This is a genomic window from Arthrobacter sp. alpha11c (genome assembly GCF_054149985.1).
This window is the reverse complement of the sequence record NZ_CP196747.1, coordinates 1,503,744-1,530,444: the sequence shown is the minus strand read 5'-3', so window position 1 is coordinate 1,530,444 and position 26,701 is coordinate 1,503,744. Positions and strand designations below refer to the sequence as shown.

At 61.0% G+C, this 26,701-nt stretch carries 20 protein-coding genes and 1 tRNA gene; 14 read left to right on the top strand and 7 right to left on the bottom strand.

From position 1 onward, the window contains the following. The first annotated feature begins 24 nt into the window (after nucleotides 1-24). From ACTAQJ_RS06955 to pyk, 10 genes are all read left to right on the top strand, one after another. Nucleotides 25-1,608, top strand: coding sequence for an anthranilate synthase component I (locus ACTAQJ_RS06955; RefSeq protein ID WP_498701524.1), 1,584 nt, complete (start codon nucleotides 25-27; stop codon nucleotides 1,606-1,608). Then, nucleotides 1,605-2,207, top strand: coding sequence for a Trp biosynthesis-associated membrane protein (locus tag ACTAQJ_RS06950; protein ID WP_498701523.1), 603 nt, complete (start codon nucleotides 1,605-1,607; stop codon nucleotides 2,205-2,207). Before ACTAQJ_RS06955 ends, ACTAQJ_RS06950 begins: the two co-directional genes overlap by 4 nt. Nucleotides 2,208-2,338: 131 nt before the next feature. Further along, on the top strand, nucleotides 2,339-2,611 hold the full coding sequence (locus ACTAQJ_RS06945; RefSeq protein ID WP_216923214.1) for an HGxxPAAW family protein: 273 nt from the start codon (nucleotides 2,339-2,341) through the stop codon (nucleotides 2,609-2,611). Between the two features lie 2 nt (nucleotides 2,612-2,613). Continuing rightward, complete coding sequence (gene trpC, locus ACTAQJ_RS06940) at nucleotides 2,614-3,432, top strand: indole-3-glycerol phosphate synthase TrpC (protein ID WP_498701522.1); 819 nt, start codon at nucleotides 2,614-2,616, stop codon at nucleotides 3,430-3,432. A gap of 113 nt (nucleotides 3,433-3,545) precedes the next feature. Beyond that, nucleotides 3,546-4,922, top strand: a complete 1,377-nt coding sequence (gene trpB / locus ACTAQJ_RS06935) for a tryptophan synthase subunit beta (protein WP_431120192.1) — start codon at nucleotides 3,546-3,548, stop codon at nucleotides 4,920-4,922. After that, entirely contained in the window at nucleotides 4,922-5,734 is an 813-nt protein-coding gene (gene trpA, locus ACTAQJ_RS06930; protein ID WP_431119885.1) for a tryptophan synthase subunit alpha, read from the top strand. The genes trpB and trpA overlap by 1 nt, the downstream gene beginning before the upstream one ends. Nucleotides 5,735-5,756: 22 nt before the next feature. Next, nucleotides 5,757-6,911: a prolipoprotein diacylglyceryl transferase gene (gene lgt, locus ACTAQJ_RS06925; RefSeq protein WP_498701521.1), complete on the top strand. Its 1,155-nt coding sequence runs from the start codon at nucleotides 5,757-5,759 to the stop codon at nucleotides 6,909-6,911. 260 nt (nucleotides 6,912-7,171) lie between these two features. Then, nucleotides 7,172-11,785: a glutamate synthase large subunit gene (gene gltB / locus ACTAQJ_RS06920; protein ID WP_477517073.1), complete on the top strand. Its 4,614-nt coding sequence runs from the start codon at nucleotides 7,172-7,174 to the stop codon at nucleotides 11,783-11,785. Continuing rightward, entirely contained in the window at nucleotides 11,778-13,235 is a 1,458-nt protein-coding gene (locus ACTAQJ_RS06915; protein ID WP_442003002.1) for a glutamate synthase subunit beta, read from the top strand. Before gltB ends, ACTAQJ_RS06915 begins: the two co-directional genes overlap by 8 nt. Nucleotides 13,236-13,290: 55 nt before the next feature. Beyond that, nucleotides 13,291-14,781 (top strand): pyruvate kinase, encoded by a 1,491-nt coding sequence (pyk, locus tag ACTAQJ_RS06910; protein ID WP_431119891.1) that lies wholly within the window; start codon nucleotides 13,291-13,293, stop codon nucleotides 14,779-14,781. A gap of 170 nt (nucleotides 14,782-14,951) precedes the next feature. On the opposite strand, the gene ACTAQJ_RS06905 is transcribed toward pyk, so the two are convergent. Then, nucleotides 14,952-15,557 carry an ANTAR domain-containing response regulator gene (locus ACTAQJ_RS06905; protein ID WP_431119893.1) on the bottom strand — a complete coding sequence of 202 codons (606 nt, stop codon included), beginning with the start codon at nucleotides 15,555-15,557 and terminating at the stop codon, nucleotides 14,952-14,954. Nucleotides 15,558-15,755: 198 nt separating this feature from the next. On the opposite strand from ACTAQJ_RS06905, the gene ACTAQJ_RS06900 reads away from it, so the two are divergent. Next, nucleotides 15,756-15,837 (top strand) — tRNA-Leu (locus tag ACTAQJ_RS06900). A gap of 1,067 nt (nucleotides 15,838-16,904) precedes the next feature. On the opposite strand, the gene ahlD is transcribed toward ACTAQJ_RS06900, so the two are convergent. After that, nucleotides 16,905-17,723: an N-acyl homoserine lactonase AhlD gene (ahlD, locus tag ACTAQJ_RS06895; RefSeq protein WP_498701520.1), complete on the bottom strand. Its 819-nt coding sequence runs from the start codon at nucleotides 17,721-17,723 to the stop codon at nucleotides 16,905-16,907. 239 nt (nucleotides 17,724-17,962) lie between these two features. Between ahlD and ACTAQJ_RS06890 the strand changes: the two genes are divergently transcribed. The 3 genes from ACTAQJ_RS06890 to ACTAQJ_RS06880 all read left to right on the top strand — a co-directional run bounded on the left by ACTAQJ_RS06890 (nucleotide 17,963) and on the right by ACTAQJ_RS06880 (nucleotide 22,193). Beyond that, nucleotides 17,963-19,114 carry an ABC transporter substrate-binding protein gene (locus tag ACTAQJ_RS06890; RefSeq protein ID WP_498701519.1) on the top strand — a complete coding sequence of 384 codons (1,152 nt, stop codon included), beginning with the start codon at nucleotides 17,963-17,965 and terminating at the stop codon, nucleotides 19,112-19,114. Nucleotides 19,115-19,345: 231 nt separating this feature from the next. After that, nucleotides 19,346-20,905 carry an FAD-binding protein gene (locus tag ACTAQJ_RS06885; protein WP_442017905.1) on the top strand — a complete coding sequence of 520 codons (1,560 nt, stop codon included), beginning with the start codon at nucleotides 19,346-19,348 and terminating at the stop codon, nucleotides 20,903-20,905. A 136-nt stretch (nucleotides 20,906-21,041) separates the two neighbouring features. Next, on the top strand, nucleotides 21,042-22,193 hold the full coding sequence (locus tag ACTAQJ_RS06880; RefSeq protein ID WP_498701518.1) for an iron-containing alcohol dehydrogenase: 1,152 nt from the start codon (nucleotides 21,042-21,044) through the stop codon (nucleotides 22,191-22,193). Between the two features lie 338 nt (nucleotides 22,194-22,531). On the opposite strand, the gene ACTAQJ_RS06875 is transcribed toward ACTAQJ_RS06880, so the two are convergent. The 5 genes from ACTAQJ_RS06875 to ACTAQJ_RS06855 all read right to left on the bottom strand — a co-directional run bounded on the left by ACTAQJ_RS06875 (nucleotide 22,532) and on the right by ACTAQJ_RS06855 (nucleotide 26,697). Next, the gene (locus ACTAQJ_RS06875; protein WP_442017907.1) at nucleotides 22,532-22,996 is read right to left on the bottom strand and encodes a carboxymuconolactone decarboxylase family protein; all 465 of its coding nucleotides are present in this window, start codon (nucleotides 22,994-22,996) and stop codon (nucleotides 22,532-22,534) included. 90 nt (nucleotides 22,997-23,086) lie between these two features. Beyond that, nucleotides 23,087-23,821 (bottom strand): ABC transporter permease, encoded by a 735-nt coding sequence (locus tag ACTAQJ_RS06870; protein ID WP_498701517.1) that lies wholly within the window; start codon nucleotides 23,819-23,821, stop codon nucleotides 23,087-23,089. Between the two features lie 49 nt (nucleotides 23,822-23,870). Then, nucleotides 23,871-24,107, bottom strand: coding sequence for a hypothetical protein (locus ACTAQJ_RS06865; RefSeq protein WP_498701516.1), 237 nt, complete (start codon nucleotides 24,105-24,107; stop codon nucleotides 23,871-23,873). Beyond that, nucleotides 24,104-25,096 carry an ABC transporter permease gene (locus tag ACTAQJ_RS06860; RefSeq protein ID WP_431114732.1) on the bottom strand — a complete coding sequence of 331 codons (993 nt, stop codon included), beginning with the start codon at nucleotides 25,094-25,096 and terminating at the stop codon, nucleotides 24,104-24,106. Before ACTAQJ_RS06860 ends, ACTAQJ_RS06865 begins: the two co-directional genes overlap by 4 nt. Further along, nucleotides 25,093-26,697: a sugar ABC transporter ATP-binding protein gene (locus tag ACTAQJ_RS06855; protein ID WP_498701515.1), complete on the bottom strand. Its 1,605-nt coding sequence runs from the start codon at nucleotides 26,695-26,697 to the stop codon at nucleotides 25,093-25,095. Before ACTAQJ_RS06855 ends, ACTAQJ_RS06860 begins: the two co-directional genes overlap by 4 nt. Nucleotides 26,698-26,701: the final 4 nt, after the last annotated feature.

Below are 26,701 nucleotides of genomic sequence, written 5' to 3'. Positions count from 1 at the left end.
GACCAAAGGCGGAGAACAATAGCCATGCAGGACCTTGGAATCATCAGCCCGGGCCTGGAAGAGTTCCGCGAACTCGCCGTCCACAGCCGTGTCATCCCTGTCCGACTCAAAGTCCTGGCCGACGCCGAGACTCCCATCGGCCTGTACCGTAAGCTCGCCAAGGGCCAGCCCGGAACATTCCTCCTTGAGTCGGCAGCGGTTGGCGGTGCCTGGTCGCGCTATTCCTTCATTGGCGCCAAGTCCCGCGCCACGCTGACCACCAAGGATGGCCAGGCACACTGGATAGGTGAGCCGCCAGTCGGCGTTCCCGTGGCCGGCAACCCGGTGGAAGCAGTCCGCGACACCATCGCCGCCCTGCAAACGGACCGTTTTGAAGGGCTGCCGCCCTTTACTTCCGGCCTCGTTGGGTTCCTGGGTTGGGAGGCCGTGCGCCATTGGGAGAAGCTGACGGCGCCGCCGGAAGACGACCTCCACCTGCCTGAAATGGCCCTGAACCTGGTCACCGACATGGCAGTTCATGACAATGTGGACGGCACTGTCCTCCTGATCGCCAACGCGATCAACTTCGACAACAGTTCCGAGCGTGTGGATGACGCCTGGCATGACGCCGTGGCGCGGGTTAAGGCGCTTCTGGACCAGGTCAGTACGCCTGTTGCCCAGCCGGTCTCGGTGCTGGAGCCAGCCGCATTGGATTTTGCGTCGAGCGTGCAGGAACGCTGGGACGAGGCCAAGTACCTGGAAGCCATCGATCGCGGCAAGGAAGCGATCGTCGATGGCGAGGTCTTCCAGGTAGTCATTTCGCGCCGCTTCGAGATGGAGTGCAAGGCCGACCCCCTGGACGTTTACCGCGTACTGCGCAACACCAACCCGAGCCCGTACATGTACATCTTCAGCCTCGAAGATGCGGACGGCCGCGAGTACTCGATCGTGGGTTCCTCGCCGGAGGCGTTGGTGACGGTAACCGGCGGCGAAGTCATCACGCACCCCATCGCCGGCTCGCGTCCCCGTGGCAAGACTGTTGAAGCTGACAAAGCCCTGGCCACGGAACTGTTGGCCGACCAGAAGGAACGGGCCGAGCACCTCATGTTGGTGGACCTGTCCCGTAACGACCTCTCCAAGGTCTGCGTTGCCGGCACGGTTGACGTCACCCAGTTCATGGAGGTGGAGCGGTTCAGCCACATCATGCACTTGGTGTCCACCGTGGTAGGCGAGTTGGCTCCGCATGCCAAGGCCTACGACGTCCTCAAGGCAACGTTCCCGGCAGGTACCCTTTCCGGTGCCCCGAAACCACGGGCGTTGCGCCTCCTGGACGAACTCGAACCCCACCGCCGCGGTATCTATGGTGGCGTTGTGGGTTACCTGGACTTTGCCGGTGATATGGACATGGCAATTGCCATCCGTTCTGCGTTGCTGCGGGAAGGCCGTGCCTACGTGCAGGCCGGAGGCGGGATCGTTGCTGACTCACACAAGCCGTCGGAAGCACTTGAAACTGTGAACAAGGCCGCTGCGCCGCTTCGGGCCGTGCACACGGCCGGATCGCTGCAGAATATTTCCGCCGAGTCAGTGCGGGACGCAGGAACCGTCGACGGCGGGACGCCCACCTCATGACCGCTGAAGCACCGGGACCGTCGGCGACCCCATCGCCGCGTTGGGCACGGAAGTCAACTCTTGTTCTTGCAACGGCACTCCTGGCACTCGCTGTTTTTGGAACCACCACGCAGACCTGGATCGAGGTCCGTCTTGATCCCACGGCCGCCTCCAGCAGCGACCTCCACGTTCAGGGCAGCAAGGCAGCCACAGCCGTTACCGCACTGGCACTTGTAGCACTTGCCGGTGGGTTGGCGGCCTCCATCGCGGGGCGGATCGCCCGCTGGATCATCGCGGCCCTCCTTGCCCTGTCCGCTGCCGGGATTATCCTGGCAGCCGCCACGGTCCTGTCCGATCCTCTCGGCGCAGCCCAGGGTTCCATCGCTGCGGCAACCGGCATCTCGGGAGGTCAGGCGAGCGTGGCCACAACGGTCTTCCCCGTGCTGGCAATCGTGGCGGGTGCCCTGCTTGCAGTCTGTGCAGTGGTCTTGCCGCTGGCGGGACGGTACTGGAAAACCCGCACCAAGTACGACGCCGCTGCCGTCAAGGAACGCGGTAGCGGACCTGTGGACGAGATCGACAGTTGGGACAGTCTTTCCCGCGGCGAAGACCCAACCTAGGCCGCCCAGCAATCTTTCGGGCCGGTACGGCGCAACATAAGCGTCAGCGCCGGTCCTGACGTCGGACGATGTCCCGGCCGCCGTCAATAAATGGCAGAATGTAAGCAGTATTCATCCTGAGGAGATTCCACATGAGCAAAACCACAGTGTCCGCAAACCAAGCTACCTCCACCATGGCCAGCCACGCTGATGCCATCGGCCACGGTAACAGCCCGGCTGCCTGGACCTGCGTGATTGTGATGCTGGTCGGTGCCCTGATTTCCTCCATTGCTTTCGTCATCGCCAGCACCCCCATCTTCATCGGTGGTGTTGTGGTCATGGTGGCCGGCCTCATCGTAGGTTGGGCCATGCGCAAGGCCGGCTACGGAGTGGGTGGCAGCAAGCTGCAGAACAACGGCCACTAATCGTGACCGTTCTTGACGACATCATCGTCGGCGTCAAGGAGGACATGGAGGCCCGCCGCCGGCTTGTGTCCCTCGTTGAGCTGAAGGACCGTGCTGCAGGCGCAGTACCCGCGCGTGACGCTTGGGCTGCCCTGGGTGGTCCTTCCTCGAACCGTGACGATCTCAAGGTCATCGCTGAAATCAAGCGTCGTAGCCCCTCCAAGGGCGATCTCGCACCCATTGATGACCCCGCCTCGCTCGCGGTGCAGTATGAGCATGGCGGAGCTTCGGTCATCAGCGTCCTTACCGAGAAGCGACGTTTCGGCGGGTCGCTGGCAGATCTCGATGCCGTACGTGCCGCCGTCGATATTCCCTTGCTGCGCAAGGACTTCACGGTGGACGAGTACCAGATCTGGGAAGCCCGCGCCCATGGTGCGGACCTCATTCTGCTGATCGTTGCGGCCTTGTCTGATTCGGAGCTGGCTGACTTCAGCGCCCTCAGCCATGAGCTTGGCATGAACGTGCTGGTGGAAACGCACACCGAAGAGGAAATTGAGCGTGCCGTCGCTGCGCAGGCCAAAATCATCGGCATTAACGTCCGCAACCTGAAGACGCTCGACGTCGACCGTTCAGTTTTCGGTTCACTGGCTGGTTTGATTCCGGCTGAGGCAGTGATTGTTGCGGAGTCCGGCGTGCGGACGGCCGAGGACGTCACGCACTATGCCGCGAGCGGCGCCAATGCCATTTTGGTGGGGGAGGCGCTGGTTAGCGACTCAACCCCCCGCGAACGCATCACCGAATTCAAGGCAGCTGGAGCTGCCGCCATCGCCGTCAGGAACTGAGGCAGTACCTGAAGCAAGGCGACAGCCATGAGGCAGCCCGGGCATGTGCCTGCGGCTGCCTTGTGGCACGTGGAACTACCCGATGAACTAACTGGAACAGGACGGTGAGACTGATGGTGGACGCGCCAACAGCCAGCTCGGAAGAGAATGCGGCCGACGCATTCCTGCAAGGCGGCCATTCGCTGCGCAACGCGAGCGGGCCGTACTTCGGTAACTACGGTGGCCGTTGGATGCCCGAGTCACTTATCGCCGCACTCGACGAAGTCCAGGACACGTTTGAGAAAGCCAAGGCCGATCCCGAGTTCCTCGCGGAGTTGAAGGACCTCAACAAGAACTATTCCGGGCGTCCGTCGCTGCTGACAGAGGCCAAGCGCTTCTCCAAGCACGCTGGTGGTGCGAGGATTTTCCTGAAGCGCGAAGACCTCAACCACACCGGTTCCCACAAGATCAACAACGTCCTGGGGCAAGCCCTCCTGGCCAAGCGCATGGGCAAGACCCGGGTTATTGCTGAAACCGGCGCAGGCCAGCACGGCGTTGCCAGTGCCACGGCAGCAGCCCTCCTGGGCCTGGAGTGCGTTGTCTACATGGGCGCGGAGGACTGCCGCCGCCAGGCGTTGAACGTTGCCCGCATGCAGCTGCTCGGCGCCACTGTTGTTCCCGTGACCAACGGTTCGCAGACCCTCAAGGACGCCATCAACGACGCCCTGCGGGATTGGGTTTCGAACGTGGAGACCACCCACTACCTGCTGGGTACCGCGGCCGGAGCCCACCCGTTCCCTGCCATGGTCCGCTTCTTCCACGAAGTGATCGGCGAGGAAGCCCGCGCCCAGATCCTGGATCAGACCGGCAAGCTGCCCGACGCCATCTGTGCCTGCATTGGTGGTGGCTCGAATGCCATCGGCCTGTTCCACAGCTTCCTGGACGACGCTTCCGTGAAGATCTACGGCTTTGAGGCAGGTGGCGAAGGCGTTGAGACCGGGCGTCACGCCGCAGCAATCTCCCTGGGACGTCCCGGTGTGCTGCACGGTGCCCGTTCTTACCTGATGCAGGACGAAGACGGCCAGACCATCGAATCACACTCGATCTCTGCCGGACTGGACTACCCCAGCGTGGGACCCGAGCACTCGTACCTCGCGGACATCGGACGCGTGACATACGAGCCCATCACGGACACCGAAGCCATGGACGCCTTCAGCCTCCTGTGCCGGACCGAGGGCATCATCCCCGCCATCGAGTCTGCGCACGCGCTTGCCGGTGCCATCAAAGTAGGCCAGCGCCTCACCGAGGGCAAAGAGGACCCCTCCGAGATCTCCGTGATCGTGAACCTGTCCGGTCGCGGGGACAAGGACGTGGAAACCGCAGCGGCTTGGTTCAACATGTTGGACGAAGAAGGTCACGTCAAGGGCACCACCCTGTCTACCCGCAAGCCTAAAGGTCCTGCAGAACGCACCTCCGAAGCAGCCGTGGACGTAAACGAGGACCAGAACTGATGACTGAACAATTCGCCAGCAAATCCGCTGCCGCCATCGACCGCGCCAAGGCCGAGGGCCGGGCAGCCCTTATCGGATACCTTCCGGCGGGCTACCCTACGGTCCAGGACAGCATCGAAGCAGGCATTGCCCTGGCACGGAACGGTGCCGACCTCATCGAGATCGGTATTCCCTACTCCGACCCCGTGATGGACGGACCTGTCATCCAGGCTGCTACCACCGAAGCCATCAACAACGGTTTCCGGGTCGCCAATGTCTTCGACGTCGTTGCGGGGATCACTGCCGCTACTGACGCCGCCGTGTTGGTCATGACCTATTGGAACCCCGTCATGCGCATGGGCGTGGATGAGTTCTCCCGCCGCTTGGCCGAATCCGGGGGAGCGGGCCTCATTACTCCGGACCTTATTCCGGATGAAGCCAGTGAGTGGTTCGAGGCCTCCGACAAGTACGGACTGGACAGGGTCTTCCTGGTGGCTCCGTCATCCACGCCCGAACGCCTGGATATGACTGTCAAGGCCAGCCGCGGCTTTGTGTATGCCGTCTCCATCATGGGTGTGACCGGTACACGCCAGTCGGTCAGCAGCACAGCCGAAGATGTGGTGGCACGTGCCCACGCTGCAGGTGCTGAACGAGTTTGCGTTGGCCTCGGTGTTTCCAACCCGGATCATGTCCGCGAGATAGCTGCCTACGCTGACGGCGTGATCGTCGGCACCGCGCTCGTGGCGGCCCTCCGCGACGGCGGCGTTGACGCCGTCGGCCAACTCACCAAGAACCTCAGCGCCGGCTTGGGCCGCGCAGCTGCAGACGCCTAGGAAAAGGAAACAGCGAAGCCCAATGCAGACCGTCCTCCACGCAGCGGCAATGGTTCCACTGAGCATCCCGAGCCCATCGTGGTCCGGTTTCGACATTCCGCTGCCGTGGGGGACGCTGCGTATCCACGCATACGCCCTCTGCATCCTGGCGGGCATCATCATCGGCCTATGGTTGACGTCGGCCCGATGGAAGCGCCGTGGAGCCCCCGACGGGAGCCTGTGGGATATCGCCATTTGGGCGATTCCTTTCGGCATCATCGGTGGCCGGCTTTACCACGTGTTTTCGTCCCCGGATGCGTACTTCGGCCCTGGGTTCGACGGCACAGGTGACCTCTCCCTGATTCCGCAGATACAGCGGGGCGGCCTGGGTATTTGGGGAGCCGTGCTGCTTGGCGCCGTGGGTGCCTGGATCGGTTGCCGTCGGGCGGGCGTCAAGCTCACGGCGTTCCTGGATGCCGCGGCTCCCGGATTGCTGCTTGCCCAGGCGATCGGACGTTGGGGCAACTGGTTCAACCAGGAACTCTTCGGTGCCCCCACAACGTTGCCGTGGGGCCTCCAGATTGACCCTGCCAACGCCAACTTCCCAGCGGGTATGCCTGCGGACACGCTCTTCCACCCGACGTTCCTCTATGAATTCCTGTGGAACATCCTGGGCGTCGCAATTCTGCTCCTGCTGGACCGGAAGTTCCACTTCCGCCGAGGACGCCTGTTCTGGCTCTACGCGATGTATTACACGCTTGGCCGCGTGTGGATCGAAGCGCTCAGGATTGACGACGCCGAGCAGATCAGCCTCTTCGGGATCACCACCAGGCTGAACGTGTGGACGAGCATATTCGTCTTTATTGCAGCGCTGGTTATCTTCCTTGTTCTCGGCAGGGGAGGACGGCCGCAGCCGGATACCCCTTATTTACCGGGCCGGGAACCTGAAGCGACGCCGTCCAAAGATGAGGCTTCCGTGACGAGCGTCACCAGTCATGATGTGGACCCATCTGTCTCGGATAGTGGTTCCCGTGGTAATCTCCCAGATAACCAAAGCGATCCGGGCCACGTTGACGAGCCGCAGGATGCAGCAGGAGATTCCGCAAAGGACACAACGTCCAAGGCGGAATCGGAATCTGCTGCGACTGCCGCAAGGAAGGCCCCCGGATCCTCGCTGGAAGCTGACGACACCAAGTAGTCGCTTCCGGCAAAGGGGCAACAGAGTCACCGCTCGTAGGGCCCAGTCCACAGCGTCGTGGCACCCCGGAAACCGGATCGCAGCATACCGATGTTCACTGGTCAAGCCGGGGCCAGTGGTCTGCGTAACTGTTAGTTGCGTTTGATTGGCTGGCCTACAATTCCAATAACTAGCGCTTTGTTGTGCCCATCACAAGGGCATGCAAGGTGGGGCCAACGTTGTCCCTTCCATACGCACGATCACGAGGAAGGACGTCTCCCATGACCCATCTTCATAACCCCGGTTGGTCCGAAAATATCGAACCGCAGGGTGCCATGTCTCCATTCAAGCGCTTTGCTGCGCTTCCGGAGGCCCGGGGTCTTTACAACCCGGACAAGGAGAAGGACGCCTGCGGCCTGGCAATTATCGCCACGCTCCGCGGGGAACCGGGATACGACATCGTGGAAGCGGCTCTGACTGCCCTCCGCAATCTCGAACACCGCGGCGCCGTGGGCGCCGATGAAGGTACTGGCGACGGTGCGGGCCTGCTCATGCAGGTTCCGGACGAGTTCTTCCGGGCCGTCACAGAATTCGAACTGCCCGGTCCGGGCCAGTATGTGGTGGGTACCGCCTTCCTTCCTGCTGAATCGCGCGAAGCAGCTACGGCCAAGGCCGGTATCGAAGCTCTTGCAGCGGATGAGGGCCTCACGGTCCTTGGCTGGCGTGAAGTTCCCGTGGTCGCAGACCTCGTGGGCGCCATGGCACGGGCCTGTATGCCGTACTTCTCGCAGCCCTTCTTTGCATCCGCTACCGGCGAGCAGCTTGAACGCAACGAACTTGACTCCCGCGCCTGGCGAATCCGCAAGCGGGCCCAGAACAAGTACGGCGTCTACTTCCCGTCGCTGTCCTCGCGCACCATTGTGTACAAGGGCATGCTGACGACAGCCCAGTTGGAGCCGTTCTACCCCGACCTTTCGGATCAGCGCTTCAAGACGAAGCTGGCCATTGTCCACTCACGCTTTTCCACGAACACGTTCCCGTCGTGGCCTCTGGCGCAGCCGTTCCGCACCATCGCCCACAACGGCGAAATCAACACGGTCAAGGGCAACCGCAACTGGATGCGTGCCCGCCAGTCCCAGTTGGCAAGCCCGCTGCTGGGCGACACCCCCGAAGAGCTGTACCCGATCTGCACCCCGGGTGCCTCGGACTCTGCTTCCTTCGACGAAGTAGCCGAGCTCCTTTGGCTCTCCGGCCGCCCGATCACGCACTCGATCATGATGATGATCCCGGAAGCGTGGGAGAACCACGCCACCATGGATCCGGCCCGCCGCGCCTTCTACGAGTACCACTCACTGCTCATGGAGCCGTGGGATGGTCCCGCCGCTGTGTCCTTCACTGACGGCAACCTCGTGGGCGCAACGCTGGACCGTAATGGCCTGCGTCCCGGACGCTACTGGATCACTGAAGACGGCCTGATCATTTTCGCCTCGGAAGTGGGCGTCATCGAGGTCGAGCCTTCCAACGTGGTCAAGAAGGGTCGCGTTGCCCCTGGCAAGATGTTCCTGGTGGACACCGAGGCCGGCCGCATCATCGACGACGCCGAGGTCAAGGCCGAGGTCGCTGCAGCCAACCCGTGGGCCGAATGGCTCAAGGACAACCTGATCGACATCAACGAGCTCCCCGAGCGCGAGCACGTACGCCACACCGCTGCATCGGTTAACATCCGCCAGCGGACCTTCGGTTACACCACTGAAGAACTGAAGATCCTGCTCGGCCCCATGTCCCGCACGGGCGCTGAGCCCCTGGGTGCCATGGGTTCCGATACCCCGGTTGCCGTACTGTCCAAGCGTCCGCGCTTGCTGTTCGACTACTTCGTGCAGTCCTTCGCCCAGGTCACCAACCCGCCGCTGGACGCCATCCGCGAAGAGCTGGTCACGTCACTGAAGTGCGCCATCGGACCCAACGGCAACCTTTTGGATGGCAAGCAGGTCCGCCAACCGCAGATCTCCCTGCCGTTCCCCGTGATCAACAACGATCAACTCGCCAAGATCTCGAACATCGAAAACGCCGACGGCGATCGCATCGCCATGAAGGTACGTGGCCTTTACCGCCCGGAGGGTGGGGAAGCGGCACTGCGTGCCCGTCTGACAGAGATCTGCGAGCAGGTTTCCGGCGCGATCAACCGTGGCGTGCAGTACGTTGTGCTGTCCGACCGCGACTCGAACGCGCAGTGGGCACCTATTCCGTCGCTCCTGCTGGTCAGCGCTGTCCACCACCACTTGCTCCGCAGTGCCAACCGCACCAAGACGGCACTCGTGGTTGAGGCCGGCGACGTCCGCGAGACGCACCACGTTGCCGTGCTTATTGGCTACGGCGCATCGGCAGTGAACCCGTACCTCGCCATGGAATCGGTTGAACAGTTGATCTCCAACGGCGACGTCGAGGGCGTGACTCCGGAAGACGGCGTTTACAACCTCATCAAGGGACTCGGCAAGGGTGTCCTGAAGATCATGTCCAAGATGGGCATCTCCACCGTTGCTTCGTACACCGGCGCCCAGACCTTTGAGGCACTGGGCCTGTCGCAGGAGCTCGTTGACGAATTCTTCTCGGGTACGCACTCCCAGCTGGGTGGCGTGGGCCTGGACGTCATTGCCGCGGAAGTTTCGGCACGCCACCAGATGGCGTACCCGGAGGGTGGCATCGAGCACCCGCACCAGCCGTTGCTCGGCGGCGGCGAATACCAGTGGCGCCGCGACGGCGAACCGCACCTCTTCAACCCGGAGACGGTGTTCCGCCTGCAGCACGCCACCCGCGAACGCCGCTACGACATCTTCAAGGCCTACACCAAGGGCGTTGACGATCAGTCCGAGAACCTGATGACCCTGCGTGGGTTGCTCAAGTTCAAGAGTGACGTCCGCCCGGCCGTGCCGCTTGAGGAAGTGGAGTCAGTCTCCAGCATCGTCAAGCGTTTCTCCACCGGCGCCATGAGCTACGGCTCCATCTCCAAGGAAGCCCACGAGACTCTTGCCATCGCCATGAACCGTTTGGGCGCCAAGTCCAATACGGGTGAAGGTGGCGAAGACGTTGACCGTCTGCTGGATCCGGAGCGCCGCTCTGCCATCAAGCAGATTGCTTCCGGCCGCTTCGGTGTCACCAGCCTGTACCTGACCAACGCTGACGACATCCAAATCAAGATGGCACAGGGCGCCAAACCCGGCGAGGGTGGCCAGTTGATGGCCCAGAAGGTCTACCCCTGGGTAGCCCGCACGCGCCACTCGACGCCCGGTGTCGGACTCATTTCCCCGCCTCCGCACCACGACATCTACTCGATCGAAGACCTCGCGCAGCTCATCTACGATGCCAAGCGCGCCAACCCTTCGGCCCGTGTACACGTGAAGTTGGTTTCGGAAGTCGGGATCGGCACTGTGGCCTCCGGCGTGACCAAGGCGAAGGCCGACGTCGTGCTTGTTTCAGGTCACGACGGCGGTACCGGCGCCTCGCCGCTGAACTCGCTGAAGCATGCAGGCGTGCCGTGGGAACTTGGCCTCGCCGAGACCCAGCAAACGCTCATGCTCAACGGTCTCCGCGACCGCGTGGTGGTGCAGGTGGACGGCCAGCTCAAGACCGGCCGTGACGTGGTCATTGCTGCCCTGCTGGGTGGCGAAGAGTTCGGTTTCGCAACGGCTCCGCTGGTTGTCTCCGGCTGCATCATGATGCGTGTCTGCCACTTGGACACTTGCCCCGTCGGTGTTGCTACCCAGAACCCGGAACTGCGTTCACGGTTCAACGGCAAGCCCGAGTTCGTGGTCAATTTCTTCGAGTTCCTCGCAGAAGAAGTCCGCGAAATCCTGGCAGAGCTCGGTTTCCGCAGCCTCGAAGAGGCGATCGGCCACGCCGAGGTACTGGACACCCGCGAAGCGATCGACCACTGGAAAGCCGAAGGGCTGGACCTGGATCCGATCCTGCACGGTCTTGAGTTTGACGACGACGTGCCGCTGCGCAACATGACCACCCAGAACCACGAGCTGGACAAGCACTTCGACCAGCGGCTCATCACCATGGCCGCCGAAGCGCTCAGTGACCGCATGCCTGTCAAGATCACCCTGGACGTCATCAACACGGACCGTTCCGTGGGCACGATGCTCGGCCACGTGGTGACCAAGACGTTCGGTACCGATGTGCTGGCGACGGACACCATCGACATCACGCTCAACGGCACCGCTGGCCAGTCACTTGGCGCCTTCCTGCCTGCCGGCATCACGCTGCGCATGTACGGAGACTCCAACGACTACGTGGGCAAGGGCCTCTCAGGCGGACGGATCATCGTCCGCCCGGACCGCACCAACGTGTTCCAGGCGGAGCGCAACGTCATTGCCGGCAACGTCATCGGTTACGGCGCAACGAGCGGCGAGATGTTCCTGCGTGGCCAGGTTGGTGAACGCTTCCTGGTGCGTAACTCGGGTGCGACCGCCGTCGTCGAAGGTATTGGCGATCACGGATGCGAGTACATGACCGGTGGCCAAACACTGATCATTGGCCGTACCGGACGCAACTTCGGTGCCGGCATGTCCGGTGGTACTGCTTACGTGCTGGACCTGCAGCACGAGAGGGTCAACAAGGATGCGCTGGACTCCGGTGAACTTCAGCTCCTTGAGCTGGACGCCGAGGACCGCGACATCGTCCACGGCCTGCTCACCAAGCACGCCGAGGAAACCGAATCCGTCCTGGCCGGCCGTCTGCTCGAGAACTTCGACGACACCGCCGCCCGCATCACCAAAGTACTGCCGCGCGACTACGCCGCAGTCCTGCAAACCCGTCTCGACGCCATCGAAGAGGGCCTTGACCCCGACGGCGAAGAAGTATGGTCTCGAATCCTGGAGGTAACCGGTGGCTGATCCACGCGGATTTCTGAAAGTCCGGCAGCGCGAGACGCAGCCACGCCGTCCCGTTCCGGTCCGCATCATGGACTGGAAGGAAGTGTATGAAGCCCAGGAAAAGGGTGTCCTGAAGAGCCAGGCAGGCCGCTGCATGGACTGTGGCGTACCGTTCTGCCACCAGGGCTGCCCGCTGGGCAACCTCATTCCCGAGTGGAACGACCTCGTGTGGCGGGACAAGGGTGAGGAAGCGATTGAACGCCTCCACGCCACGAACAACTTCCCGGAGTTCACCGGCCGTTTGTGCCCGGCACCCTGCGAAGCGTCCTGCGTGCTGGGTATCAACCAGCCTGCCGTGACCATCAAGCAGGTTGAGGTTTCCATCATCGATGAAGCCTTCGACAACGACTGGGTCCACCCCCTTCCGCCGACGCGCCTCACTGGCAAGACGGTTGCCGTGGTGGGGTCCGGTCCTGCAGGCCTCGCAGTTGCACAGCAGCTGACCCGCGTTGGTCACACGGTTGCCGTGTACGAACGCGACGACAAGATCGGCGGCCTGCTCCGCTACGGCATCCCCGACTTCAAAATGGAGAAGGAACAGGTTGACCGCCGCCTGGAGCAGATGAAGGCCGAAGGCACCCGCTTCCGCACCGGCGTCGCGGTCGGCACGGACGTGACTTGGGAGCAGCTGCGCCGCCGTTACGACGCCGTTGTGATCGCCACCGGGGCTACAGTTCCGCGCGATCTGCCCATTCCGGGCCGTGACCTTGAAGGTGTTCACTTTGCCATGGATTACCTGGTTCCTTCCAACCGCGTAGTAGCGGGGGAGAGCCCGGAAAATCACATCGATGCCCGTGGCAAGCATGTGGTCATCCTTGGTGGCGGCGATACCGGCGCGGACTGCATCGGTACAGCGCACCGTCACCAGGCGGCTTCTGTTACCACGCTGGCGATCGGCAAGCAGCCGCCTCTTGAGCGTGCAGGTCACCAGCCGTGGCCGACGTTCCCCACGCTCTTCGAGGTCGCCAGCGCCCACGAAGAAGGTGGCGAGCGTACGTACCTGGCCTCCACCGTGGAGTTTGTTGGCGAGAACGGCAAACTCACCGGGGTCAAGGTTGCCGAGACGGAGTTCGTGGATGGCAAGCGCCTCCCGAAGGCCGGGACGGAGCGGATCATTCCTGCTGACCTCGTCTTCCTGAGCCTCGGCTTCACCGGTGCTGAACCGGCCGGTATCACCGAGCAGGTCAGTGCAGAATTCGACGGTCGGGGCAACGTAGCCCGCGACGGCTACTACATGACGAACACCGAGGGTGTGTTTGTTGCCGGCGACGCCGGACGTGGCCAGTCCCTGATTGTGTGGGCCATTGCCGAAGGCCGTGCGTGTGCGGCAGCAGTGGACAAGTTCCTCATGGGAAGCACAATCCTTCCGGCACCGGTCGCCCCCACCGACCGGGCAATCGCGGTCTTATAGCGACGGCAGGAATGATCTTTAACTCAATCAGCAGCACACTACTTAGGGTAGGTATATGAGACGCGCGAAAATTGTGGCAACTTTCGGTCCGGCAATCTCCAGCTATGACAACACTCTTGCAGTGCTGGAAGCCGGCGTTGACGTTGCCCGCATGAACATGAGCCACGGCGACTACTCCGTGCATGACATCACCTACGAGAATGTCCGCAAGGCTGCGGCGCAACTGCACAAGCCCGTGGCCATCATGGCTGACCTCCAGGGTCCCAAGATCCGTCTTGGCCGCTTTGTTGACGGCCCGCACGAGCTGGCTGTTGGCGACATCTTCACCATCACCACCGAAGACGTCCCCGGCACCAAGGACATCTGCTCCACTACGCTTAAGAGCCTCACCGAAGACGTCAACGTGGGCGACGCCCTGTTGATCGACGACGGCAAGGTTGCCCTTCGCGCCATCGAAGTTGACGACGTCAAGGTTGTCGCCACCGTTACGGTCGGTGGCAAGGTGTCCAACAACAAGGGCATCAACCTGCCCGGTGTTGCCGTCAACGTCCCCGCACTGAGCGAAAAGGACGAGGACGACCTCCGTTGGGCCCTCAAGCGTGGCGTGGACCTGGTTGCCTTGTCCTTCGTCCGGGATGCCTCCGACATCAAGCGCGTCCACGAAATCATGGACGAAGAAGGCCGCCGCGTTCCGGTGATCGCCAAGATCGAAAAGCCCCAGGCCGTGGACCAGCTCCACGAAATCATCGATGCGTTCGACGCCATCATGGTTGCCCGTGGTGACCTCGGTGTTGAGCTCCCGCTCGAAGAGGTGCCGATCGTCCAGAAGCGCGCCATTGAACTGGCACGCCGCTGGGCCAAGCCGGTCATCGTGGCAACTCAGGTCCTGGAATCCATGATCGACAACCCGCGTCCGACGCGTGCCGAGGCTTCTGACTGCGCAAACGCAGTTCTCGACGGCGCCGACGCAGTCATGCTGTCCGGCGAAACCTCAGTGGGTCAGTACCCGATCGAAACCGTCAAGGTCATGGCCCGGATCATCGAGTCCACCGAAGAGCACGGCCTCGAGCGCGTCCCCCCGCTGGGCACCAAGCCCAAGACCCGCGGTGGCGCCATCACCCGTGCCGCCGTCGAAATCGCCGACCAACTGGACGCAAAGTACATCTGTACGTTCACCCAGTCCGGTGACTCGGCACGTCGCCTCTCGCGTCTGCGCCCGGTCAAGCCGGTCTTCGCTTTCACGCCGGTTGAACACGTCTGGAACCAGCTCGCCCTCACCTGGGGCATCCAGCCGGTACTGGTCCCCACCGTTGGCCACACCGACGAAATGACCGCACAGGTTGACCGCAGCCTCCTGGACATGAAGATCGTCGAGGAAGGTGACCTGGTGGTCATCGCTGCCGGTTCCCCTCCCGGACAGGCCGGTTCCACGAACTCGCTGAAGGTCCACAAGGTGGGCGACCTCGCCGACACGTCCTCCGTGGACGCGTCGCGCAAGGAGCCCGTTGGCCCGTGGCCTGAAAAGAAAAGCAAGACCAGGGCCTAGGTTCCTGGCTCAGGCTTGAGTGAAGCGGGTCCTGCCAACTTTTTGTTCGTGGGGCCCGCTTTGTTTTGCGTTCTTTTAGCCCTTGGGCGGGGTTCTGCCCTTGGGCGGGCACGACGGCGGCCGGCCACCTATCGCGTAGGTGACCGGCCGCCGTCGTTGACTGCTTGGTGCTAGTTGACCTGGTTGATGATCGTTTCGGCAACCTCACGCATGCTCAGGCGACGGTCCATGGACGTCTTCTGGATCCAGCGGAAGGCCTCCGGCTCCGTGAGGCCCATCTTGGTGGTCAGGAGGCTCTTGGCGCGCTCCACGAGCTTGCGGGTGGCGAACTGCTCCTGGAGATCGGAAACCTCGTTCTCGAGGGCCTTGATCTCCTCGTGGCGGGACAGAGCGATCTCGATGGCCGGGATGAGGTCCGCCGGCGTAAACGGCTTCACAACGTACGCCATGGCGCCGGCGTCGCGGGCACGCTCCACGAGTTCCTTCTGGCTGAAAGCAGTCAACAGGACAACGGGAGCGATGCGGGCCTTGACGATTTTCTCTGCCGCTGAGATGCCATCCATGACGGGCATCTTCACATCCATGAGGACGAGGTCCGGCTTCAGCTCTTCGGCCAACTGCACGGCCTTCTCGCCGTTGTCTGCCTCGCCGACGACGTCGTACCCTTCGCCCTTCAGGATCTCAATAATGTCCAAGCGGATGAGGGTCTCATCCTCGGCTACGACGACGCGTCGGGCCAGTTGGGCTGCGGGTGTGGACTCCGTCTGTTCGGTCACGGGATCTCCTTGAAAAGGTTCGGCGGGTTCATGTCCATCTTAGTGTGGACCGCTGCGGCACATGATTTTGTTGCACTCGCGCGCCCAGTTCTGAAAAACAGCCTATCTGCATGTAGAGTAGTTTCGCGTGCTGGGAAAGGATCGCGTTGCTCACAGCAATGAGAGCAGTCAGCGAGAATTAACTTCCCGGTAATCCGCGCCCGAGTGGCGGAATTGGCAGACGCGCCGCACTCAAAATGCGGTATCGAAAGGTGTGTGGGTTCGAGTCCCACCTCGGGCACGGCATACCCCCTCGTCAGAGGGGGTTTTTGCTTTAACGTGTTGACAGCTGTTGACAGGAGCCTCTGATGTGGTGCCGGCTGGTGCCTGGCCGCCGGTTGGCCTGTTCAGTTACGGGGGAGCGGGCTCAGGGTATTGGCGGGTTGACCCTCCGCTTGCTCTGAACTGGGTTTATGCGATCCTCTCTTTGGTGCGTCCGGTAGGTCGTGGTTGGCCTACACCTCTTCATGGGTAGGCCCGCGAAGCACAACATGATGTAGGGGAATCTTCGTCGGAAGTCGCTGAAGGCTCGTGTCTATCAGGACATTAGGCCCTCGTGTCCGACCGCTTGTGCGATCGGAGGTCCTGTGGATGCTGTACACAGCTGAATTGTTCGACTGCCCGCATCGCCAATGGCTTAGGAGGTCGACGATGGGGCGCCCTCCGTGAGCGCTCGAATCGCGCTGCAGATATCCGATTCGGTGCTCACCAAGTTTTTTTGATTGGGCGATGGGGACGGTGACGGCTTGGGCCACAGCACTTGTGAGAAAAAAGGGACCTCACGCTGGCTCGCCACCTGGCCGGGAAAGGCGCAGACGTGGATGCAGGAGAGAATGCTGTCGCCAACTGCGCCGCCGCTGGAAAGTACAGAGCGCTGTGAGGCACCTCGGGGTGAAGGAGCGCGGGGGATTATCCCTGCTTATGGTTCCGCCGACTTTGCAGTCTGTGCCACTGTCACGCTGATGTCGTCTCCAGCTCTGAGGGGTTGGCGGGCGAAGATCCCCTCGTGCGCCAGCACCGGCCGATTGTCTCCAGCAAGTTCGGTGTACTGTTCTTCGAGTTTTTCCCTTTTCTCGATGCTTCGTTGCCATGCGCGGACAGTCTCCGGGTCTCCACCGTTAGCCTGTTGCCAGCTGCGGGGACGGTCCTCTTTTGATGGCCCGGGATCGACTCGGCCACTCAGGCCTACACGTGGAGGTCTCCTTTTGGCTGCAGAAGAGCAGACGGGGCAGGCGGGATCGTTGGCAAACATCGAAGTGAGGCCTGCTTCGAAATCGTGTCCATTGGCGCAACGGAAGTCGTAGAGAATCACTGGTAGTGCCCTTGCTGTGCCCACCGGATCTGGCTGGTCTGCCCGGACTCGTGCCCGAAAATCATTTCGGCATTCGTCCGCTCTTGTATTCGCCGCAGCTTCTCTACTGATTCAAGCCAGAGGAGGTTGTTCCACACAACGGCGGCACCAACTGCTGGTGGGCCGAAGGAGTCCCGCAAGTAGACTGCGTCCGAGGTAAAGATCTTGGTCCCGTCCTCCGCCAGGTCGACCTGAAGCGACATTGTTCCCCAAGTGTGGCCGGGGGTGTCTATGACGGAAACCCCAGGGACAATTTCCGTATCGCCCTCGATGGCATCGATGTTGAGACCTTCGAAGTCCGCTTTTAGGTGTCCTCCCAGGTGCGAGCCCATTATTTCCTTGACTCCCTCCAGTTCCTTACGGTTCGCGACGATTTTGGTCTTGCCGTTGTCGAAGAGCCGCGCGTTACCTGCGTGATCAAGATGCAGGTGGGAAAGGATGAGTAAGTCTATGTCCGAGGGTTCAAGGCCGACCTGTGCGAGCGAAGAGTCCAGGAAACCAGATGCGCTGGATGCATCAGTCTTGACCGGAAAGAAATTGTCCATGCCGCTCTCTTGCCAGCGCGAACTCCAATCACGGGGGACGCCGGTGTCCCAGAGAATGCGTCCTTCGGGGTGTTCAATCAGGACTGCATGCGTTGGGATTTCGCCCCACTCACGCTGACGCTCCTTATTGTTGCGGTCCGCGATGATCCTTCCTGGCTTCAACAGGAGCCACGCCATGTCGGCTTCCATCACCCCGGTCTCCAGAACACGGACCTTCAACTGATCTGTCATCGCACTCCATTCCCTAATCAAGGTCACAGCAGTAGATCGCCATACTGTCAGACGATCGGCCGATCATCAAGACTGGCACTTGCACACAAAAGCTATTGCGCGTGACCTGCCTCATACCTATACTCATGGAACAGCTCGTTATGATTGTCATACATTCGTTCTTCATACAAACGAGTTGGTGCGTATCCGTCGCCGGCTGACGTTGAAGTGGCTGTCAGCCAACCTATAAGGAGTTCAGAATGGTCAAAGAAGACCACGATTGCGTTTCTTCTCCCGGCAGCGGGAAGAAACTGGCCAGGCGTGCGGGGTGGGCCTTTGCCGTGGCATCGGTCTTGGCGCTCACTGCCTGTGGCGGCGGCGGTAATGACTTTGGTCCGGCGGGTGGTTCTGGGACTTCAACGTCTTCCGAGTCAGCATTGTCATCCCTTCCGCCTGATGCACAGACCGCTTACCAGAATGCTGACGCGTTGACCGGAAAAACGCCGTACGGTGAATCATGGCAGCCCAAGGGGCCTGCACCATGGACCATTGGCTATACAAGTCCCTATGCGGGCAATTCCTGGCAGACAACGGCCATGGACCACCTGATGAAGGATGTAGTTCCGCGGTACCAGAAGGCTGGCCTCATCAAAGAGGTGATCGTCGCCCAATCGGGGGGCGACGACACGGTGCAAAACCAGCAGATCCGGCAACTCGTAGACCAAGGTGCCGACATCCTGATCGCTTGCTGCTCAGCAAAAACCGCCCTGAACCAGTCCATTGAGTACGCTCATGAAAAGGGTGTACCTTTCGTTGCATGGAGTGGGCATGTGGATTCACCTTATGCCGTCAGCGCCGTGACCAACTACCGTCAGGCCGGAAGCGTCTTTGCGAAGTCAGTCTTCGACAAGATCGGTGGCAAGGGCAACGTCCTGGATGTTCAGGGTGTGCCGGGAGCCACAAATGCCATCGATTTCGAAGCCGGGGTTCAAGATGCGCTGAAGGAATACCCCGAGGTTAAGCTTGTAGGCTCTGTAAACGGGATGTGGTCAGCGCCGGTGACAAAGACCGAGGTGCAGAAGTTTCTAGCGACCCACCCGGGCCAGCTCGACGGCATCGTCGCTCAGCCTGCCTCCGCTACCGGCGCCTTGCAGGCACTGCAGCAGTCTGGCCGTCCCGTGGTTCCGATTAACATCGGTGGCGAAACAGGAGCTGCGTGCTATTGGGTGAACCATCCGGAATTCGCTGACACTGGCTACAACATTTGGCCGCCCAAGGGTGAGATGGAACTTGGCATCGAGACCGCAGTCCGGATCCTTCAGCAGCAGGGGGCCGAAAATTCAATCCATCGTTCTCAGCGTGTCTCCCATAAGTTACGACGAAGCCAAGGAGGCGCTTGGGTCGAACTGTGACCCCAACGCCGACGGCTGGCTGGAACCCAAGGGCGGCTGGCTTACAGGAACCAAGCTTGACTCTTTCTTCGAGAAGCCAAGTGATCCTTTTGCTTGGAAGAAGCCGTAAGTCAGGCATTCGCCGCTCCTGAGGTAGCCGATCACCGGAAGCGGTAGTCAACAAAAAACAAACCCAAGAAGCTGTCAGATGCGCTGACAGACATCAAAGATGATGGATGGAGAATACGAGAAATGTCTGAGTATGATCTGGTCGTAATTGGTAGCGGTTTTGCCGGGGCCTCCGCGGCTCTGAGCTACTGCGAAAAAGCAGCCGACGAAGGACGGTCAGGCCGGGTAGCACTGGTCGAAGTTGGAGCAGAAGACGAACGGTCTGGAGGGTCCCGCTGGACCATGGCTTGGCTTCGCGTCTACGAAGACGGCAGGCTCGACGAATCCTGGAAGGACCGAGTGCAGGAAACTTCCAAGGGGCTGGCTGACCTGGAATACTGCCTTGCACTCGAGCGCGAAGTCCCCGGAACCATCAAGTACCTGGAAGCCCACGGGGTTGAGCTGTACCAGCATTGGGAAAACGACGTCGCTCTTGAATACGAAACGGACAAGAGCATCAAATGGCCGGTCGGAGGCGGCCTTCAAATCGTCAATAACCTCCTCGCGCATTTCAAGAAGTTCGATAATTCCGAAATCCTCTACGAAACCGAGGCAGTGAAGCTCAGCATCTCGGATGAAGGGCGTGTCAACGGCGTAGTGGTCCGCGGTAAGGACGGGCTTCTTCGAACGCTCAGCTCAAAGGCCGTCGTCATTGCATCGGGCGGGTTTGAAGGCAACCCCGAAATGTTGACGCAGTACCTTGGCAACAACGCCGTCGACATTAAGCCAATCGTTCCGGGGCTGCACCGCAACAAGGGCGCCGGGATCCGCATGGCCATGGACATCGGGGCCGACACCGCCGGACAGTTCGACATGTTCCACTCGGAGGTAGTCGACTCCCGGACCAGCCGCCCTGACTCTGTAATTTGGGGCCACAACTACGGCATCTGTGTCAACCAACAGGGCAAGCGCTTCTTCGATGAGGGCGAAGACTACTTGTTTGCCCACTTCGAACTGCTGGCATACGAAGTCTGGAAAAACCAGAACCAGAAGGCCTACTTCATCACTGATAAGCCAGTCATGGAACGCATGCGTCCAGGTTGGGTCTACGAGACCACCGATATGGAGCCTGAGGAGGGCGCGACGCTGGCTGAACTGGCGGGCAAGCTGGGTCTCAGCCCGGAAGCACTCGAAGCCACCGTTCAGGAATTCAACGCCGCCACCGCCGGCGGACCATTCCAACCAGAAATCCTTGACGGGTTGAGCACCCAAGGTCTCGTCCCGCCAAAGTCCAACTGGGCGAATCGGATCGAATCCGGGCCATACTACGGATATCCGCTTGAGGCGAGGATCACGTTCACCTTTGGTGGGCTCAAGACAGACACCGAGGCGAGGGTCATCTCCGGCGGGGGAGTGCCGATCCCAGGCCTCTACGCAGCGGGCGAAATCACGGGGTTGTTCTACCACGAGTACCCGCCGGCGACGTCGTCAATTCGCTCCATGACCTTTGGTCGAGTCGCAGGGGCAAACGCTGTGAGCTACCTGAACGAGCTGGAATCAAGCGACGCTTCCGTTTCGGGACCGGCGACTCCACCTGCCAGCCGTGCTGCTGAGGCGGCAGACAGCCAAGGCTCGGCCATCCCCGCAGTGCCGGAGTCCGAAGCTGCATCGAAGGCTGCTGAGGCAGCCGGAAGCAGACGGTAGCTGATGCAGGTGAGAGGCCTGCCGCGGGGCTACCTCGCCAAGTCCCCATGCGGGGTCAAAACTAGATAACAGGAGTTGGCACGCCCCGGGAATGGGGCGTGCCATTCCCTATTGGAGGAAAGAATGAGTCAACCACGTGTCTTCGACATGCCGCGTATCGAACGAGTCATCGAGGGCGGTGGTGCTATCCAACAAATTCCCGCTGAACTGGAGCGGCGAGGACTTTAAACGTGCTCTTCTCGTAGCAGGCAAGTCAATCAGCGCCACCCAACAATTCGATGATCTCGTCAGTGAGCTGGGAGCCAGAGCCGTCGCGGTTTATGGCAGGGTCGAGGCCCATAACCCAGTCAAGCGACTAGCTGAGCTTGTGGAGATTGCTCAGAACGCAAATGCCGACGTCGTGATAGGCGTCGGCGGAGGGTCCGCTGTTGACGCGGCAAAGCTCACCGCCTTGGGAGTGGGGGAGGGTATTCATTCGGAGCAGGACTTCCTGCGCTACAGCATTTCCCACGGGCTGCCGGAGCTGCAAGGTATCCCGCTTCCTGTCATCGCCGTGCCGACAACGTTATCGGCGGCAGAGTGGAATGGCGTTGCCGCCTTTGTCGACGACACGACCAACACCAAGGAACTGACCAGATACCTCGCCCTTACACCCAGGATTGTTGTGCTGGATCCGGAGCTGTGTGCCTTAACTCCCAGGAAATTGTGGATCACAACCGGTGTCAGGGCCATCGATCATGCGGTCGAAATTGCTTATGCCACGAATGCACATCCGTTCACCACCGCGCTGTGCACTGCGGCCCTCCGCACCCTGGCCGAGGATCTTCCTCTGACGGCGTCTGACCCTCATGACTACGAAGCGGCTCTGCGCTGCCAGCAGGCGGCCTGGATGTCACTGGTCGGAGTTCACAACGTACCAGTGGGGTTATCCCATGCTATAGGCCACCAGTTGGGTGCGGCCGGCGTTCCTCACGGCGTAACGTCCTGCATCACGCTGCCGCACGTTATGCGGTTCTACGCTGAAGCGACCGCAAGCCAACAGGCCATTATGGCCACCGCCATGGCGGCGGCAAGAGGAGCAACGAACGCGATGCCGGCTCCTGAGGAGCTGGAGCTACTCTTCGACAAGCTGGGAGTACCGCGGCAAATCCGTGAATTTGGTCTGAGCCCGGAGGCGTTGGAGAACGTTGTTCGCGCGACGATGGGCGAGGCGGAAGCCGTCATTCGTCAAGCACCGCGGCCGGTATCAGCCGATGATGTAAGGGAGCTCTTACAGAAGGCCTATTAGCGAGCGGCATATAAAGCTGAGAACACGTGGTTCTCATTCGTGCAGCGCAGCAGATGCCCAAGCTCGCAATCAGCGGTTCCTGTCGATCGTCGCGACACCCAAATAATTGGGGTCGCGGCGACCGACCTCTTTAACGTCGACAGGGTGGGTTGCATAAGCCGAAATACGGCCAAAACTGTCCGTTGCATAGCCGCTGCTTTGGCGCAACCCGCCTCAGTGCCCAAGCGACTTGAGGACTCAGCGTGAATCGCGCAAAGGGGCACGCAAAAGCCCGGCGGGGGTTCCCAGCCGGGCTTGAGCGCACTTTCGAACGCCGGCGATCATGTCATTGTGGGGGCCTAGATTGCCTTGATCTCGTCGGCGTCAGCCTCGGCGCCAGTGACTTCGTCGGCGCCGGCGGAGCGGGCAACTTCATTGAGCGTTTCCTGGACGACACGCATCGCTGCGAGCCCCGCAGGTGCGCCGCAATAGGCGGTGGCCTGCACGATTGACTCCACGATCTCGCTTGGTTTTAAACCGTTCCTTAGGCCGCCCCGGACATGTACAGAAAGTTCGTGGTGCTGGTTGAGCGCGACCAGCATGCCGATATTGAGGAGGCTACGACTTCGACGGTCCAGGCCGGGCCGCGTCCACACGGCACCCCACACTGTTTCGGTGATGTGGGTCTGCAGGGCTTCACTTTCGGTTCCGGCTGTGCGCTCGAGGGAACCAGCGACGTATGAATCCCCGAGAACCTCCCGGCGTACCTTGATTCCGGCATTCCATAGTTCGCTGTGTTCGTCTGCTTCATACTGGTTAGTCATTTCGGTCCTTCATGTATTCACTCGATCCCGGGTTGCGGCGCCACTGCCGGAGTTTCCCTTGGGCGGACAGTTGATGTGGATGTCTCGGGATTAGATTTGCTGTCTGATGTGGGGATTGCGCGCGTAGAAGCCGACGAGGGGCACGATCAGGAGGCCGAGTACAAATTGTTGTGCGTTGTTGTTCAACCCGTAGCCCACCAAGAGCGAGGTCAGGGCGATAAGGACGAGCACGCCGACCAGAGTGCTGCCATATCCTCCCCTGCCGCCAAGCAAGGAGGTTCCGCCCACGGCAACTGCGGCCACGGTGAGGAACAGGTAGGGATCGCCCACACGCACGAATGCTCCACCAGTGAAGCCGAGCAGGAGTATTCCTGTGGCTCCTGAGAAGAGGCCGCTGAGCGCGTAGACAGTGACCCACCGGCGCGGTTCGGAGATGAGCATGAGCCGTGCGGCTGAGCGGTTTCCACCCAAGGCGTATGTGCTCCGACCAAACCATGTTGAACGCATGATGAAGATCAGGGCAGCGGCGAGAACAAGCCAGATGAGGATGACTGGAGGTACAGGGAGACCCAACGTTTCTCCGCTCAGTGAGGAAATGTTGGCGAGCCAATCAGGTACCACTCCGCTCGTGCCCCCGGCATTCGATGCGCCGGCGCTGGTGAGAACCTGTGTTGCCCCTACCGTGGCGAATCCAACACCCAGCGTCACGATGAGAGCTTGATTCTGGAGATGGAGACTTATGAGGCCGTTTATCGTTCCGATAACGATGCCGAGAACAAGAGTTATCGCGATCGCCATGCCGGCCGGTACGCCAGAGCTGATCATGTAGAGGGTCCCGATGTTGGCCGAACCAATCAAGTAGGGAATGGAGAGGTCAAGCCCGACCGAGCAACGCGCAGAGAGTCTGCCCAACCGATGCCAGGCCAAGGAATGCGCCGAGTAGCAGCATGGAGCGAACATTCGAGCCGGAGAGGAAACCTTGTACTGTGGCGGCGCCGACGGCAAGTAAAGCCGCCAGCATGATGAGCCCGAGGATGACGTTCTTTTGCCCCGAGGCCTTGGACAGCAGCGGTACCCGGATGGTGCGTTGTTGCGCTTTGACGGTGGTCATGATGCTTTTACCTCCTGGCGCTTGCGCCACAGTGATGGAATTATCACGCTGATCAGGAGTGCTGCAACCAGGATAAGGCCGTACGAGAGCTGCACAACGAATGAAGCCAATGACCCCAGTGAGAACGTGGTCAGCGTGAATGAGATAAGCGTGACGGCGATGGCCCCGGGAATGGAGCCCAATACGCCGCCGCGGCCACCCGCAAGGCTGATACCTCCAAGCACCAGGGCCGTGATGGCTGCGAGTGTGTAGGTGCCTCCTTGGGTGGGGTTTCCCGACGCTATCTGACCGGTGTAGGCCAGGCCACCCGCACCAATCAGCAACCCGGAAATACCGTGAGCGACGACGCGGATCATTGTTACGGGTACTCCGCTGACAAACGCGGTGCGTTGGTTCGACCCGACGAGCCTTAGATTCGTGAACAGTTGGGTCCTGGTGAATGCCCACCAACCCAATATTGCCGTGATCAGAACGATCGTCATTGGGGCGAGTATCGACCTGCCGGACCCCCATTCAGCGAGCCACCTCGGAGCTTGTCCGCCAGGCTGTGCCAGAATAACCAGGTTGATGCCGGACAATGCCAGGAATGCACTCAGAGTCACGATCACAGGTTCGATGCGGGCGACCGTAATGACGACGGCCTGGATGATTTGTATCAAGACTCCAATGCTAAGTGCCCACGCGATGACAGCAACGGGTGACCCTATCTGTTGGTCGAAGAGGACTTTGACGAGGGTGACATTGACGAAGATCATCAGCGGACCAGCGGACAGATCGACACCGCTGCCCACCAGGGCCGTGACGGTAATTCCCATCACCACAAGGATCAGAGGTACGGCCGAGACCAGCAGCCCTCCGATTCCGCTGGCGGTGAAGAGGTAAGGCGCGCGTACTGCGCACACGATGAGAAGGACGGCAAGCAAACCCCACGCGGCGAATGCGTAGGCAGATTTGCTGGTGAATCTGCCGAATCGGCTTTGTTGTTTCATTGCTGCTCCACCAGTGCTTTCTCGACGTCGAAGTCTGCTTCAAGGTGACCGAACATTCCGGCAAGAACGCGGTCGGAGGTGATGTTGTCGCCGGTCACCCAACCAAGGAGTGCGCCGTCGCGGAAAACGGCCACACGGTCGCAGAGCCCGATGAGTTCATCGATCTCAGTAGAGAGATAAATGATTCCGGCCCCTTCCAAGGCGAGATGTTCCAACTGGGCATACAGTTCACGCTTTGTGCTGATGTCGACTCCCCGTGCGGGATCGTTGAGGGCAACAACCTGCGGATCTTGAGCCAGTTCCCGACCGATGAGGACCTTTTGTTGATTACCGCCGCTGAGGGAGGTGATGGGATTCGACGATGCGCCTGCCCGTAGCTTCAGGGTTTTGGACATGTCATCAAAGCGCGCGGAGATGGCCGTCCTGTCGATGACGCCGGCACGGCGGTCATGACGGTACAACGGCATTCCGAAATTCTCGAAAACGCTGAGGTTTGGGAAAATCCCCTCCTTGCGTCGATCGCCTGAAATATAGGAGACGTTCGCTGCTATAGCCCCTGCCAGGTTGCTGATTGGGTGCTCCGCGCCGGTCCTGGCAACGGCGGTAACTTCGCCGTTGATCGCCTGTCGAACGCCCGTGAGGGTTTGGAGGAACTCAGCCTGACCTTGACCATCCAGCCCGGCAAAGCCGACGATCTCCCCACTATGCAGCACAAAGTCCGAAGGCCGTGCTCCCTGCGTTGCCACGAGACCGGCGGCTTGAAGGACGATGTCTGCCGTTCCGCCCTTGGAGAGCCTGCGCGATTGAGTTGCCAGGCCGTTCCGCTCCTTGACGCCGGTCATGAGTTCAATGAGACGGGATTCGGTGATCTCGCTGCCTCTGAGGATCCCGACGTCGATTCCGTCGCGCAGAACAGTTGCACTGTCGGCGAAAGTCGTGAGCTCAGCGATACGGTGAGTAACAATCACGACGCAGACACCGTCGGAACGGAGCCTCTCCATTTGGGCGTAAAGCCGTGCGGCCCCCGATAGGTCGAGTGCCGCCGTGGACTCATCGAAGATCACTACTCTCGGGGAACGGACAAGGGCGCGCGCAATGGTGACCCATTGCCGGTCTGCCAGACTCAGGGTTTCCACCAATGCCGAGGCGTCGACGGGATGGCCCATAAGCTGCTCCAGCACATCGGTTGCACGTCGGTGCTGCTCGCTCCTGGACATGCGGGAGCGCCATACGCCCTGCGATCCGATGAAAACGTTGTCCGAAATACTGGCGCCTTCTGCGACGAGGACTTCCTGGAACACGGTCGCGACGCCTGTCTTGAGTGCCTCGGCGGGACTCGACACGTGGTGACCATGGATGTCCACGGATCCCTCGTCGGGGAGAACGATGCCGGACATGATTTTCGCCAGCGTGCTCTTCCCGCTGCCGTTCTCACCGACAATCGCGTGGATTTCCCCAGCACGCGCGGAGAAGCTGGCTCCTCGCAGGGCCTGTGTCTCCCCGAAGGACTTCTTCACGTCCTGGATTGCTACAGCTGTCTCGTGATTTTCGGCCGCCATTGCTCTCGGGGCCGAATCGAGGTTCAGGTCTTCATTGACCATTACT

Bases quoted from the DNA above. Each gene is read 5' to 3' on its own strand.
- ACTAQJ_RS06955 (WP_498701524.1), top strand. From the start codon at position 25: ATGCAGGACCTTGGAATCATCAGCCCGGGCCTGGAAGAGTTCCGCGAA.
- ACTAQJ_RS06950 (WP_498701523.1), top strand. From the start codon at position 1,605: ATGACCGCTGAAGCACCGGGACCGTCGGCGACCCCATCGCCGCGTTGG.
- ACTAQJ_RS06945 (WP_216923214.1), top strand. From the start codon at position 2,339: ATGAGCAAAACCACAGTGTCCGCAAACCAAGCTACCTCCACCATGGCC.
- trpB (WP_431120192.1), top strand. From the start codon at position 3,546: ATGGTGGACGCGCCAACAGCCAGCTCGGAAGAGAATGCGGCCGACGCA.
- trpA (WP_431119885.1), top strand. From the start codon at position 4,922: ATGACTGAACAATTCGCCAGCAAATCCGCTGCCGCCATCGACCGCGCC.
- lgt (WP_498701521.1), top strand. From the start codon at position 5,757: ATGCAGACCGTCCTCCACGCAGCGGCAATGGTTCCACTGAGCATCCCG.
- gltB (WP_477517073.1), top strand. From the start codon at position 7,172: ATGACCCATCTTCATAACCCCGGTTGGTCCGAAAATATCGAACCGCAG.
- pyk (WP_431119891.1), top strand. From the start codon at position 13,291: ATGAGACGCGCGAAAATTGTGGCAACTTTCGGTCCGGCAATCTCCAGC.
- ahlD (WP_498701520.1), bottom strand. From the start codon at position 17,723: ATGACAGATCAGTTGAAGGTCCGTGTTCTGGAGACCGGGGTGATGGAA.
- ACTAQJ_RS06890 (WP_498701519.1), top strand. From the start codon at position 17,963: ATGGTCAAAGAAGACCACGATTGCGTTTCTTCTCCCGGCAGCGGGAAG.
- ACTAQJ_RS06885 (WP_442017905.1), top strand. From the start codon at position 19,346: ATGTCTGAGTATGATCTGGTCGTAATTGGTAGCGGTTTTGCCGGGGCC.
- ACTAQJ_RS06875 (WP_442017907.1), bottom strand. From the start codon at position 22,996: ATGACTAACCAGTATGAAGCAGACGAACACAGCGAACTATGGAATGCC.
- ACTAQJ_RS06870 (WP_498701517.1), bottom strand. From the start codon at position 23,821: ATGATCAGCTCTGGCGTACCGGCCGGCATGGCGATCGCGATAACTCTT.
- ACTAQJ_RS06865 (WP_498701516.1), bottom strand. From the start codon at position 24,107: ATGACCACCGTCAAAGCGCAACAACGCACCATCCGGGTACCGCTGCTG.
- ACTAQJ_RS06860 (WP_431114732.1), bottom strand. From the start codon at position 25,096: ATGAAACAACAAAGCCGATTCGGCAGATTCACCAGCAAATCTGCCTAC.
- ACTAQJ_RS06855 (WP_498701515.1), bottom strand. From the start codon at position 26,697: ATGGTCAATGAAGACCTGAACCTCGATTCGGCCCCGAGAGCAATGGCG.